The following is a 12415-nucleotide window of genomic DNA, read 5'->3' as shown; positions in this document are numbered from 1 at the left end:
ATACCGCTACAGCTCTCGTATGACCCGGGTGAGTAGGTCGAGGCTCTCGGCGGCACTCAACGCACTCGAACGCAACGAGTCGAACGTGAGCGTATAGGCAGACGTCTCCTCGGGCTTCTCCATGTAGAGCATGCCTGCCTGGTGCTCCACACACACGACATCGGAAAAGGCCGAAGTCGCGAAGCTGAAGAGTACGAACGAGCCCATGATTCCTGCGTGGGCTCCTGCGCTGAAGGGCAGCACCTGTAGCTCGATGTTCGGACGGTCGCCCAGCTGCCGCAGGTGGTCCAACTGCTCCCGCAGCACGTTCACGCCGCCTACGTGCCCTCGAAGTGCGGCTTCCCCCAGGATCACGCTGAGCCGTGGAGGCTCAGCGTGATCCAGAACCTTCTGCCGCTGAAGCCGAATTGCCACGAGCTCGTCGATTCGCTCCGGAGGGATGTCGAACGGCGAGGCCCGGTAGACGGCTCGTGCGTAGTCCGCTGTCTGCAACAGGCCCGCGACCATCATCGGCTGGAACGAGCGGATGTGGCTGGCGCTCTCCTCGTAGTCGATGTAGTCGACGTACGACGGTGGCGAGATGTCGAACTGCTGGGCCCAACCGCGCTCTGAACCCTGCCGGTTGAGCGTGACCACTTCCTCCACGTAATCCGGATCGTCCACGCCGTAGAACGTGAGCAGGTCCCGCAACTCGCTGCTGGAGATCGGCAGCCAGGCATTCTCCATCCGACTGATCTTGGAGCGATGGCAGTCGATGCGCGTCGCGGCCTCATCCGGCGTCCTGTCCGCCGCCTCACGGTGGCGGATGAGCAAGCTCGCGACGCGGCGACGGCGAACCGACGGGCGCGGTTGGCCCATGTGATCAACTCCCCATGAGTGACGCGGAACTGATGCCAGGTTACTAGCAAACCAAGATCGGAAAATGTTCCGCACGGAATTCTTGCTAATGATCTTCCGCTGGGCGCATGCTACCCACAGTCGATGAGATGACCACTCTCTGCGATCGACTGCCGGGCATCCCCATGTCTCGATCCGTAGTCGGGCCGCTTTCCGCCCGCCTCGATCCCCAACCCCACCGGAGGTGGCTCCGCCATGCCTGAAACCGACGTCCCCGTCAGCCCTACCACCGCGACCCGTGGTTGCTGGTTCCCGCGCTCCCGCCGCTCGCCGCTGCTCGCACGGCGGATGCTGCGCGAGTTGCTCGCCACCGTGCCGGACGGCGACTGCTACTCCGAGGTCGGCGAGTTGCTCACCTCGGAGCTGGTGGGCAACGCCGTGCTGCACTCGGGCATGCCGGGGCGGCTGGTCTGGGTGTCCTTCGATGTCGACGCCACCCGGCTCCGTATCGAGGTGCACGACGCCAGCGACCGGCCGCCCGTGCCCCAGCACCCGGACGCCACGGCCGGGTGCGGGCGCGGCCTGCTCCTCGTGGAGGCCCTCGCCGTCGAGTGGGGGCACTTCCCGCGCCCGGGCGGGGTCGGCAAGGTGGTCTGGTGCGAATGCGCGCCGCATCGCTCGGCATAAAGCTTGACATCCTCCCCGCGCTAAAACACGGGGACTCCGGCCGCGCCTGCGGCACGGGGCTTGCGCCCTGTACGGCTGGCATTCCGGTGGGTTCCTGTTTCAACGGGCTGTGCCTGGCGTGGGATTGCCACGCCAGGTCTTACCGGCCCTCCGCAGGCGTTTAGCCTGTCCGCCCGTCCGGCGGCCAGGATGTTCCGAGCAGCATTGAGGTCACGATCGTGGCGGACACCGCACACCCCGCAGGTCCACTCGCGTACCGCGAGGGGCTTGGGTCCGTCCAGGACACCGCAGGACGAACAGACCTGACTGGTGGGCTCGTACCGGCCGATGACTCCGATGTGGCGTCCGTACCGGGCTGCCTTCTCTTCGAGCATGCGCCGGAAGGTGGACCATCCGGCATCGTGGACGGACTTGGCGAGTCGCGTCCGTCCCAGACCGCGCACGTTCAGGTCCTCCAGGTACACCGCTTGGGTTTCGCGGATGATCCTGGTGGTCTGCTTGTGCAGCCAGTCGTTGCGGGTGTCGGCCACCTTGGCGTGGGCCTTGGCAACCTTGCGCCTGGCCTTGGCCCGGTTCTTCGACCCCTTGGCCTTGCGGGACAGTTCCCGCTGCGCGGCCTTGAGCCTCTTCTCCGCCTTGCGCAGGAAGCGCGGGTTGTCGATCACCGTTCCGTCCGACATGACGGCGTAGGTGGTCAGCCCGAGGTCGATCCCGACCTCCGCGGTCGTCTCGGGCAGGTGCTCGGGTTCGACATCCACCACGAAGGAGGCGTGGTACCGGCCCGCCGGGTCGAGCACGATCGTCACGGACGACGGGGCGGCCGGCAGGACGCGGGACCACTTCACCCGCACATCGCCGATCTTCGCCAGGTTCAACTTCCCGTTCGAGCGGATACGGAACCCGTTGCGGGTGAACCTGAGCGACTGCCGGCCGTCCTTCCGCGACTTGAACCGGGGAAGGCCCACGGGGCGGCCCGCGCGCTTGCCGGACACCGAGTCGAAGAAGTTCCGGTAGGCAGTGTCCAGGTCCCGGAGGGACTGGATCAGCGGCTCGACACCGACCGACGCGAGCCACGCCCGATCGGCCGTGCGCTTCGCCGCCGTGATGACCCGATTCTGCAAGTCGGCGCTCCTCGGATACGGCAGACCGGCTTTCCGGGCTTCCTTCCGTGCCGTAAGAGCGTCGTTGTACACCACCCGGGCACACCCGAACGTCCGGGCCAGCGCGGAGCGCTGACCTGCCGTCGGATAGATGCGGTAGGAGTACCGGAGATGCACACGATCAACCTACCGGGAGCCACTGACAACGACTCCCGTCCAAACCTCCGAAGTCTGCTTCGACGCTTCGCGGCTCCGAGCCAAGGCCCCTCCCCCACCCTCCGGGCGGGGGGACCCCCATCTCGCCCGGCTGAAGCCGGCGGCATCCTGGGAGAGAGTGCGCTACGCCTGAGGGCGGGGCCTCAGTGTCCACGGTCCCGTCCTGTCCGGTCGACTTCCTGCGCCGCAGGGCCGGACAAAATGCCGTCGCCGCTTCGGCCATGCCGAAGCGGCGACGGGGCGAGTGCCGCTCGGCTCCGTTTCCGGTGGCCCCGGCCGAGGTTGGCCGGGGCCACCGTCGCTCTTGCGGTTCCTGGAAAGGGTGAGTGATCAGCACAACTGGGCGGGCCCGTGTGCCTGCACACGGGCCCGCCCAGTTGTGCTGATCACTCACCAGAGCTGTTGCCGCTACTCCCAGCCCGTCAGTTGAACTGGTCGGGGTGCGGGCCGGTGCGCAAGTCCCGGTCGGTGGCGGCGATGGCGGCCATGTCGGCGTCGGTGAGCTGGAAGTCGAGGACGTCCAGGTTCTCCCGGATGCGGGCCGGGGTGGCCGACTTGGGGATGACGATGTTGCCCAGCTGCAGGTGCCAGCGCAGCACCACCTGGGCCGCGGACTTGCCGGTGCGGGTGGCGATGGCGGTGATGGCCGGGTCGTCCAGGACGGCGCCCTGGGCGAGCGGGCTCCATGCCTCGGTGGCGATGCCGTGTTCGGCATGGAAGGCGCGCAGTTCGGCCTGCTGGAGGCCGGGGTGCAGCTCGATCTGGTTGACGGCTGGGACCAGTTCGCTGTGGTCCAGCAGCCGCTCCAGGTGCGCGGGCTGGAAGTTGGACACGCCGGCGGCGCGGATGCGGCCCTCGGCGGTGAGGCGTTCGATGGCGCGCCAGGAGTCCAGGTAGAGGTCGCGGGCCGGGGCGGGCCAGTGGATCAGGTAGAGGTCGACGTGGTCGAGGCCGAGCTTGGCGAGGCTGGCGTCGAAGGCCCGCAGGGTGGTGTCGTAGCCCTGGTCGGGGTTCCACAGCTTGGTGGTGATGAACAGGTCGTCACGGTCCAGGCCGGAGGCTGCCAGGGCCCGGCCCACGCCGGTCTCGTTGCCGTAGGCGGCGGCGGTGTCGATGCTGCGGTAGCCGGCCTGAAGGGCGAGGGTGACGGTGGCGGTCTCGTCGTCGGGGATCTGGTAAACGCCGAGGCCGAGCTGGGGGATCTCGACGCCGTTGTTGAGCTTCACGGTGGGGACGATCATTGGTGCTTCTCCTAGGTGTGGGAGGGGACCGGGACGGCGACCGGGGCAGGAACGGCGGCCGGGGTGCGCCGTTCCAGCGCGGCGGACCAGAAGGCGAGGACCAGGGCGGCGGCGGCGAGCAGGGCGCCGACCCAGTTCGGGGCGGTGTAGCCGAGGCCGGCGCTGATGACGGTCCCGCCGAGCCAGGCCGCAAGGGCGTTGCCGAGGTTGAAGGCGCCGATGTTGACGGCCGAGGCCAGGGTGGGGGCGCCGTGGGCCTGGTCGAGGACGCGCTTTTGCAGCGGCGGGACGGTGGCGAAGCCGAGCGCGCCGACCAGCGTGATCGTGACGGCGGCGGCGGTCTTGTCGTGCGCGGTCAGGGTGAACAGCCCGAGCACGACGGCGAGTCCGCCGAGGGTGGCGTAGAGCATCGGCATCAGCTTGCGGTCGGCGAACCTGCCGCCGAGCAGGTTGCCGAGGAACATCCCGGTGCCGAACAGCACCAGCAGCCAGGTGACCGCGCCGTCGGAGTAGCCGGCGACGTGGGTCATCATCGGCGCGATGTAGGTGATCGCGGCGAACACTCCGCCGAAGCCGAGCACGGTCATCGCCATGGCGAGCAGGACCTGCGGGTTGCGGAAGGCGGTGAGTTCGCGGCGCAGGTGGGCGCCCTCGGCGCGCGGCATCGCGGGCACGAGCTTGGCGATGCCGAGCAGGCCGACCACGCCGAGGACGGCGACGGCGGCGAAGGTGGTGCGCCAGCCGACGGCCTGGCCGATGAGGGTGCCGAGCGGGACGCCGACGATGTTGGCGACGGTCAGTCCGGTGAACATGGTGGCGATGGCGCCGGCCTTCTTCTGCGGGGCGACGAGTTCGGCGGCGACGACGGAGCCGATGCCGAAGAACGCGCCGTGGGCGAGCGAGGCGACGATGCGTCCGGCGAGCATGAGGCCGAAGCCCGGTGCCGTCGCGGAGACCAGGTTGCCGACGGTGAACAGGCCCATCAGCAGCATCAGCATCGTCTTGCGGCTGATCCTGGTGCCGAGCACCGTCATCAGCGGGGCGCCGATGACGACGCCGATCGCGTAGCCGGTGACGAGCAGTCCGGCGGTGGGGATCGAGACGCCGTAGTCGCCGGCGATCTCGGGCAGCAGGCCCATGATCACGAACTCGGTGGTCCCGATCCCGAAGGCTCCGATGGCCAGGGCGAGGAGTGCGAGGGGCATTGGCGCGACCTCCGTGCGATTGCTAGTGCGCCTTACGCCTCCCGACAATAGTTGCAGACGCGGCATAAGTGCAAGTGCGGGCAATTCGCCTTCGCCAGAACCCCGAAGGCAGGCCGGGGGCGCGCTCCGGGCGCGCGAAAACGGGGCCGAGCCCCGATCGGCCGACCCCGGCCCCCGCCACTACTCCGAACGGGTGACCGCCGACGCCCGGCGCACCGGCCGGCGAGACCCGTCGGGCCGCCGCCCGGATCCGCGGACCGGGGCCGCCGAGGGCGCCAGATGCTTGCATAAGCCTTATGTATGCCCTAGCCGATATTTCATCGCATGGCTTATCCTGGGGCGCGTAGCACCTGGAAAGGAGACCGGGCCCATGACCGCCACGGACCCCGCGCTGACCGCCCTCGCCAACGGATGGGCCGCCCTCTACCTCCTGTACGGCCGGATCGAGGCGCACATCGAGCGCGCCCTGCAGTCCGAGCACGACCTGAGCGTGCGGGAGTACTCGCTGCTCGACGTGCTCAGCCGCCAGCACGACGACGAGGGCGGGCACCTGCAGATGAAGCAGGTCGCCGACGCGGTCGTGCTCAGCCAGAGCGCCACCACCCGCCTGGTCACCCGGCTGGAGGACCGCGGCCTGCTCTCCCGCTACCTGTGCCCGACCGACCGGCGCGGCATCTACACCAACGTCACCGAGGACGGCCTGAAGCTCCTGGAGCGGGCCCGCCCGACCAACGACGCCGCCCTGCGCGAGGCGCTCGACGAGGCCGCCAGGAACCCCGAGCTGGCCCCGCTGGTCAAGGCCGTCGAGGCGATCAACCCCCCGCCGGCGCTCCCGCGCCCCTGAGCCCGCACGCCTCCCGCAGGCCTCCCCACAGCCCGATGCCCCGGGTCCGGACCACCGTCCGGCCCCGGGGCATCGGCGCACTCCCCCGCGCGGGGCGGTCAGGCCCGCTCGGCGAGGGTGTGGGCGACCAGGGCGTTGGCGTGGCCGTGGCCGAGGCCGTGCTCGGCCTTGAGCCAGGCCACGAGCTCCATGTGCCGGGTGAGCGGGGAGGTGCGGATGAGCTCCTTCCACTCCTCGACGGGCCGGCCGTACTTCTTCTCGATCGAGGGGAAGTAGGCCGCCGGGCCCTTCACGGCGGCGGTCTTCGCGGCGGCGGTCTCGGCGGTCTTCGCAGCGGTGGTCTTCACAGTTGCCGTGGTCATGTCCGGTGTCCCCTCAAGTACGGGCAAAGCAAAATCGGTGCGGTCACGGGTTAGGACCGTGACCGCACCGATAACTCATCGCCCGGCGGAAGTGACCGTGATCACACCGCCGCGGTGCGCCTGCGCCCGCGGGCGGCGCGGCGCCCGGCCGGCGGGGTGGGGTCGGCGTTCCACGCGGCGACGGGGTTGCCGAGCCAGCGGGTGTCGCCGGGCACGCTCTCGCCGCGCATGACCAGCGAGGCGGGGCCGACCGTGGTGTTGTCGCCCAGCGCGGAGTTGAGCAGGACGATCGAGTGGGGCCCGGTGGTGGAGCCGGCGCCCAGGTGGACGGGGCCCAGGCGCATCACCCGGTCGTGGAACAGGTGGGTCTGCAGCACGGTGCCGCGGTTGACGCTGGCGCCCGCCTCGACGGTGACCAGGTCGCTCTCGGGCAGCCAGTGGGTCTCGCACCACACGCCGCGCCCGATCTTGGCGCCGAGGCTGCGCAGCCAGACGTTCAGGTACGGGGTGCCGGTGATGGCGCCGCCGCCGAAGGGCATGGCGAGCTCCTCGACGAAGGTGTCGTAGAGCTCGTTGCGCCACACGAAGGAGGACCACAGCGGGTGCTCGGCGACGCGGAAGCGCCCGACCAGCAGCCACTTGGCGACGGTGGCGATCGCGCAGGCGGCGACGGCGGCGGCGATCAGCACCAGCCCGGCGGAGCCGAAGGCCACGCCCAGCCCGTAGTCGTCCCGTATCGACTGCAGGGCGGCGAACACCAGGTCGGCCAGCACGACCGCGACGATGACCGGAAGGAGCCGGCAGACCTCGACGCCGGCGCGTGCCCACATCAGGTGCTTGGGCGGGTTGTAGGTGCGGCCCTCGGCGCCGGTGTCGGCCACGCGCGGCAGTGCGAAGGCGGGCCGGCCCAGCCACGAGGAGCCCTCGGGGGCGTGGGCGGGGGTGTCGGAGAGCACGCCGACCAGGGAGTTGTCGGGCAGGGAGCGGTCGGGGCCGACGATGCCGGAGTTGCCGACGAAGGAGCGGCGTCCGACGTGCGAGCGGCCCAGGTGCAGCCAGCCGCCGCGCAGCTCGTAGGGGGCGACGAGGGTGTCGTCGGCGAGGAAGGCGCCGTCGTCGACCTGCATCAGGCCGGGCAGCGAGAGCACCGTGGAGGCCTCGACCCGGCGGCCGATCCTCGCGCCGAGCAGGCGCAGCCACACCGGGGTGAAGAGGCTGGCGTAGAAGGGGAACAGGGTGCGCCGGGCGGTGTCGCTGAGGCCGGAGACGGCCCAGGCGCAGAAGGCGACGCGGCCGGTGGCCGGGTGGAAGCCCGGGCGCAGTGGCAGGGAGAGGAGGCGGATCAGTAGGGCTATCAGCGCGGCGTGGCACAGGACGGTCAGCACCGCGAGCGGGGCGGTCATCGGCAGCAGCTGGAGCATGGCCTGGACCAGGGTGCGGTCGGTGTCGACCATCGGGTAGATGATCAGCAGCGCGGGCAGCGCGGCGATGACGGGGAGGAGTCCGAAGAGGGCGAAGCCGGCGCCGTAGGCGAGGTTCCAGGTCCGGGAGGGGCGGGCCGGCGTCGTCGGCCACTGGGTGCGGGCCTCGGTGGAGGGGCGGGCCGGGGAGCCGTTCCAGTGCTCGCCGGGTGGGACGGTGCCGGTGACGCAGGAGCCGGGGGCGATCTCGGCGCCGTGGCCGATGCGGGCGCCGGGCATCAGGGTGGCGCGGTGGCCGATGCTGGAGTGCTCGCCGATGTCGATGCGGCCGAGTTGGAGGGTGTCGCCGTCGAGCCACCAGCCGGCGATGTCGACCTCGGGTTCGACCGAGGCGCCGTTGCCGATCCGGGCCAGGCCGGTGACCGGGGGCGCGGTGTGCAGTTGGACGTCCTTGCCGACGCGGCAGCCGAGCATCCGGGCGTAGCGCGGGGCCCAGGGGGTGCCGCTGAGGCGGCCGGTGCCGAACATGGCGGTGAAGCGTTCGGCGGTCCACAGTCTCAGGTGGACGTGGCCGCCGCGGGGGTGGCTGCCGGGGCGGATGCCGGCGGTGATGAGGCGGGCGCCGGCGGCGGCGATCAGGGTGCGGCCGGGGGCGCTGTAGAAGACGAGCAGGCCGGCGACGACGGGCCACCAGGAGCTGTGCGGGGCCCAGGGGAGGTGGTTGCCGAGGAGGTTGTCGACGGCGATCAGGACGATGACCCAGCGCAGGCCGGAGATGGCGAACAGGACGAGCAGGATGAGGGTCTGCCACAGGGCCGCGCTGCGCGGGGTGGGGCGTACCGGCCTTACGGGTGCGGTGGTCGCGGCGGCTTCCGGCCCGGCCGCGGCCGCCGGCCGGGCCGGGGTGAGGGTGTCGAGGTAGCCGGCGAGGTCGCCGAGTACCGGGTGGGCGTACAGGTCGGCGACGGAGACGCCGCTGTGGCGGGTGCGCAGTTCGGAGACCAGGCGGGCGGCGGTGAGGCTGGAGCCGCCGAGGGCGAAGAAGTCGTCGGCTCTGCCCGGGGCCATGCCGAGCAGGCGCTCCCAGTGGCCGGCGAGCCAGCCGGCGGTGCCGTCGAGGGTCTCGGCGGCGGCCGCGGCGGTGCCGGTGGTGGCCAGTGGCCAGGGCAGGGCGTTGCGGTCGACCTTGCCGGAGGTCTTGGTGGGCAGCGAGTCGACCACGGCGAGGACGGGCACCAGCGGGGCGGGCAGGTGCTCCAGCAGCTGCTGGCGGGCGGCGGCGAGGTCGGGGGTGGTGCCGGGCTGGGCGACCAGGTAGCCGACCAGCAGGTCGGCGCCGGCCGGGGTCTTGCGCACGGCGGCCGCGGCGGCGCGGATGCCGGGCAGGGCCTGGAGGGCGGCGTCGATCTCGCCGAGTTCGATGCGGCGGCCGCCGAGTTTGATCTGGTCGTCGGCGCGGCCGAGGAAGATCAGGCCCTCGGGGTCGTTTCTGACCAGGTCGCCGCTGCGGTAGACGCGCGGGGAGGCGATCGCGGGGTGGGGGCTGTACTTCTCGGCGTCCTTGGCGGGGTCGAGGTAGCGGGCGGTGCCGACGCCGCTGATCAGCAGTTCGCCGCTCTCGTACCAGGGCACGGGGTTGCCGGCCTGGTCGACGACGGCGATCTCCCAGCCGTCCAGCGGGGCGCCGATGCGTACGGGCTGGCCGGGGAGCATTCGGGCGGCGGTGGCGACGACGGTGGTCTCGGTGGGGCCGTAGGTGTTCCAGAACTCGCGGCCGGGCACGGCCAGGCGCTCGACGAGTTCGGCGGGGCAGGCCTCGCCGCCGACGATGATCAGGCGGACCCGGTCGAGGCATTCCTGGGGCCACAGGGCGAGCAGGGTGGGGACGGTGGAGATGGCGGTGATGCGGCGGCTCACGAGCCAGGGGCCGAGGTCGGTGCCGGCCTTGACCAGGGAGCGGGGGGCCGGGACCAGGCAGGCGCCGTGGCGCCAGGCCAGCCACATCTCTTCGCAGGAGGCGTCGAAGGCCACGGAGAGGCCCGCGAGGACGCGGTCGCCGGGGCCGAGCGGCTGCTGCGGCAGGAAGATGCGGGCTTCGGCGTCGACGAAGGCGGCGGCGCTGCGGTGGGTGACGGCGACGCCCTTGGGGCGGCCGGTGGTGCCGGAGGTGAAGATGATCCAGGCGTCGTCGTTCGGCGAGGGCCAGGCGGGGCGGCCCGAGGGGCGGGCGGCGGGTCCGGCGAAGAGTCTGCGCTCGGCGCCGAGGATCGCGCAGACCTGGGCGTCCTGCCAGATCATCTCGGCGCGTTCGTCGGGGTCGTCGGCGTCCACCGGCACGTAGGCGGCGCCGCAGCGCAGCACCGCGAGGATGGCGACGTAGAGGTCGGCGGTGCCGGAGGGGATGCGCACGCCCACCCGGTCGCCGCAGCCGATGCCGTGGCCGGCCAGCAGGCCGGCGAGGGCGTCGACCTCCTGCATCAGGGTGCGGTAGTCGAGAACGGCGTCGCCGGTGTCGAGTGCGGGCGCGTACGGGTGGGCGTCGGCGGTCGCGGCGATGACGTCGAGCAGGGTGCGCGGGTGCGCGGGCTGGGCCACCGGCCAGCTGGCCGCCTGCCCCGGATGGGGGCGGTGCAGCGTGCCTGGGCCGGCCGTGTCGTGGCGTGCGTCCATGGGGATGGGTTCCTCGGCTCCGTTTTCCTTGGGGGCGCGTGTGTGTCGTGCACTTGGTGCGATGTCAACGTCACATGGTGTCACCTGACGGGATGCGCCCACTCACCATGACTCCGCTGGGAGTCCGCCGGATGCAGCGAAGGTGTGGTCAAAGGAAAATCTCATGATCGATGCCTGGTGTGGCGGCAGCGATGCGATTCGAATGTCGTTTTGGTGGTTTTCTGGCAATTTCGCTGGTGAAGCCTAGTCGGCGAAAACCGGAGGGGTGTGACGGGAGAGGGAAGGATGATGAACGCCATGGCGTCCGGAACGGTACCGGTAGTGAGGGGGTGGCTACCGAATCGGGAGGTGTTGGTCGAATCATCGGCCCGTTCACCCCATTCGCACGTTTGTGTGAGAGTCTGTCGCCGACGTTTTCCGTGGGGACGTTTCCTGTGAATACGGTGTGGACCACAGGGCGCGGTTCCGGCCGGAACGGCGAGGATCCACTCGTCTGGTACACCGCCTACGGCTCCAACCTGCACGCCGCCCGCTTCGACTGCTACCTGTACGGCGGACGACCACAGGGCGGGGCGCGCGACTACCCGGGCTGCCGCGACCGGCGCCCGCCGCGCCGGGAGGCGGCGCTGACGCTGCCGGGCGGGCTGTACTTCGCCGGGCGGTCACCGACCTGGGGCGGCGCGATGGCCTACTACGACCCGGCCCTTCCCGGCGACCTGCCGTGTCGCGCCTGCCTGGTGACGGCGGGCCAGTTCAGCGACGTCGCCGCGCAGGAGATGTACCGCTCCCCCCGGCGCCGACCTCGACCTCACCCGCGCCCTGGCCACCGGGCGTGACGAACTGGGTCCGGACCGTTACGAGACCCTGCTGTGCCCGGGCGAGCTGGACGGGCACCCGCTGCTCACCTTCACCTCCCCCACCGGACTGGCCGGCGCCGAACCCGCCGCCCCCTCGGCCGCCTACCTGCGCACCCCGGGCGCGGGCCTGGCCCAGTCCCACAGCTGGAGCGCCCGGCGCGCGGCCCGCTACCTCGCCACCCGCCCGGGCGCGACCGGGCACTGGACACCGGAGGCGGTGGAGGCGCTGCTCGGGTGAACCGGGGGCGCGCGGACGTTCGCGGCGCGCCCCCGCGCCCCCCGTGGCCCGGCCGGCCCGGCCGGGCCGGCCGGGCCACTGAACGCGATCGGCCGCGCGCGACCGCTCCCCTGTGGCGGTCGCACGCGGCCGATCGCCGCACCGGGAAGATCAGCCGAGGAACGACTCCGGTCCGAAGCGCCCCCACACCACGAACGCGGCCAGCAGGAGGTAGACCACGTCCACCGCGACGAGCTTGAACTCCTGCCGCCGCAGCCGCACCGCCGCCGCCCCGGCCATCAGCAGCACCAGCCCGAGCGCGGCCAGCGGCACGAACACCGGCGCGACGTCCAGCACCGCGGGCAGGATCAGCCCGACGGCGGCGAGCACCTCGACGGCGCCGATCGCCTTCACCCCGCCGGCGCTGAAGTCCTCGACCCAGCGCCCGCTGCACCCGGCGGCGGCGATCCTCTCCTTCGGCGTGACCATCTTGAAGGCGCCGCCGAACAGGTACACGGCGGCCAGCAGTGCGGCGACGATCCACAGCGCTCCCAGCCCTGCTCGGAGTGCGGACACCGCGACGGACCCAAGCCGCCGCACGTCAGGGAGTGGGCCTGCTCGGTGTGTGGCGTGCTGCATGACCGTGACCTCAACGCTGCTCGCAACATCCTGGCCGCCGGGCAGGCGGACAGGCTAAACGCCCCTGGAGGGCCGGTCAGTCCCGGTGTGGCGATCCCACGCCAGGCACGGCCCGTTGA

At 71.5% G+C, this 12415-nt stretch carries 10 protein-coding genes and 1 pseudogene; 4 read left to right on the top strand and 7 right to left on the bottom strand.

From position 1 onward, the window contains the following. Positions 1-6 precede the first annotated feature (6 nt). On the bottom strand, positions 7-858 hold the full coding sequence (locus ACIRYZ_RS27355) for a helix-turn-helix domain-containing protein (protein ID WP_402948891.1): 852 nt from the start codon (positions 856-858) through the stop codon (positions 7-9). Between the two features lie 234 nt (positions 859-1092). Here ACIRYZ_RS27355 and ACIRYZ_RS27350 point away from each other — a divergent pair, with 234 nt between their 5' ends. Continuing rightward, positions 1093-1524, top strand: coding sequence for an ATP-binding protein (locus tag ACIRYZ_RS27350; RefSeq protein WP_402948888.1), 432 nt, complete (start codon positions 1093-1095; stop codon positions 1522-1524). A gap of 20 nt (positions 1525-1544) precedes the next feature. Here ACIRYZ_RS27350 and ACIRYZ_RS27345 read toward each other — a convergent pair whose 3' ends face one another. From ACIRYZ_RS27345 to ACIRYZ_RS27335, 3 genes are all read right to left on the bottom strand, one after another. Continuing rightward, a complete protein-coding gene (locus tag ACIRYZ_RS27345) occupies positions 1545-2801 on the bottom strand; it encodes an RNA-guided endonuclease InsQ/TnpB family protein (RefSeq protein ID WP_402948886.1) in 1257 nt (418 codons plus the stop codon). A 461-nt stretch (positions 2802-3262) separates the two neighbouring features. Beyond that, positions 3263-4081 carry an aldo/keto reductase gene (locus ACIRYZ_RS27340; RefSeq protein ID WP_402948884.1) on the bottom strand — a complete coding sequence of 273 codons (819 nt, stop codon included), beginning with the start codon at positions 4079-4081 and terminating at the stop codon, positions 3263-3265. Positions 4082-4092: 11 nt separating this feature from the next. Then, on the bottom strand, positions 4093-5286 hold the full coding sequence (locus tag ACIRYZ_RS27335; protein WP_402948881.1) for an MFS transporter: 1194 nt from the start codon (positions 5284-5286) through the stop codon (positions 4093-4095). A gap of 370 nt (positions 5287-5656) precedes the next feature. Between ACIRYZ_RS27335 and ACIRYZ_RS27330 the strand changes: the two genes are divergently transcribed. Further along, the gene (locus ACIRYZ_RS27330; RefSeq protein WP_402948880.1) at positions 5657-6130 is read left to right on the top strand and encodes a MarR family winged helix-turn-helix transcriptional regulator; all 474 of its coding nucleotides are present in this window, start codon (positions 5657-5659) and stop codon (positions 6128-6130) included. A gap of 98 nt (positions 6131-6228) precedes the next feature. Here the strand turns inward: ACIRYZ_RS27330 and ACIRYZ_RS27325 are convergent, their stop codons facing one another. Both ACIRYZ_RS27325 and ACIRYZ_RS27320 read right to left on the bottom strand, forming a co-directional pair. Next, positions 6229-6492, bottom strand: a complete 264-nt coding sequence (locus ACIRYZ_RS27325) for a DUF4287 domain-containing protein (RefSeq protein WP_402948877.1) — start codon at positions 6490-6492, stop codon at positions 6229-6231. 101 nt (positions 6493-6593) lie between these two features. Continuing rightward, the gene (locus tag ACIRYZ_RS27320; RefSeq protein WP_402948875.1) at positions 6594-10583 is read right to left on the bottom strand and encodes a Pls/PosA family non-ribosomal peptide synthetase; all 3990 of its coding nucleotides are present in this window, start codon (positions 10581-10583) and stop codon (positions 6594-6596) included. Between the two features lie 443 nt (positions 10584-11026). On the opposite strand from ACIRYZ_RS27320, the gene ACIRYZ_RS27315 reads away from it, so the two are divergent. Then, positions 11027-11419: a hypothetical protein gene (locus tag ACIRYZ_RS27315; RefSeq protein ID WP_402948873.1), complete on the top strand. Its 393-nt coding sequence runs from the start codon at positions 11027-11029 to the stop codon at positions 11417-11419. 409 nt (positions 11420-11828) lie between these two features. Here ACIRYZ_RS27315 and ACIRYZ_RS27310 read toward each other — a convergent pair whose 3' ends face one another. Then, positions 11829-12233 carry a DoxX family protein gene (locus ACIRYZ_RS27310; protein ID WP_402948871.1) on the bottom strand — a complete coding sequence of 135 codons (405 nt, stop codon included), beginning with the start codon at positions 12231-12233 and terminating at the stop codon, positions 11829-11831. Positions 12234-12263: 30 nt separating this feature from the next. Here ACIRYZ_RS27310 and ACIRYZ_RS27305 point away from each other — a divergent pair. Next, positions 12264-12415: pseudogene (locus tag ACIRYZ_RS27305) on the top strand (zinc ribbon domain-containing protein); the annotation flags it as partial.

Source organism: Kitasatospora sp. NPDC101155 (assembly GCF_044768305.1).
Taxonomy (GTDB): Bacteria; Actinomycetota; Actinomycetes; order Streptomycetales; family Streptomycetaceae; genus Kitasatospora.
Note: the sequence above shows the minus strand (reverse complement) of the source record. Positions and strands in the feature narration are given on the sequence as shown.

Coding starts and splice junctions, on each gene's coding strand:
- ACIRYZ_RS27350 (WP_402948888.1), top strand. CDS start 1,093: ATGCCTGAAACCGACGTCCCCGTCAGCCCTACCACCGCGACCCGTGGT.
- ACIRYZ_RS27340 (WP_402948884.1), bottom strand. CDS start 4,081: ATGATCGTCCCCACCGTGAAGCTCAACAACGGCGTCGAGATCCCCCAG.
- ACIRYZ_RS27335 (WP_402948881.1), bottom strand. CDS start 5,286: ATGCCCCTCGCACTCCTCGCCCTGGCCATCGGAGCCTTCGGGATCGGG.
- ACIRYZ_RS27355 (WP_402948891.1), bottom strand. CDS start 858: ATGGGCCAACCGCGCCCGTCGGTTCGCCGTCGCCGCGTCGCGAGCTTG.
- ACIRYZ_RS27330 (WP_402948880.1), top strand. CDS start 5,657: ATGACCGCCACGGACCCCGCGCTGACCGCCCTCGCCAACGGATGGGCC.
- ACIRYZ_RS27325 (WP_402948877.1), bottom strand. CDS start 6,492: ATGACCACGGCAACTGTGAAGACCACCGCTGCGAAGACCGCCGAGACC.
- ACIRYZ_RS27320 (WP_402948875.1), bottom strand. CDS start 10,583: ATGGACGCACGCCACGACACGGCCGGCCCAGGCACGCTGCACCGCCCC.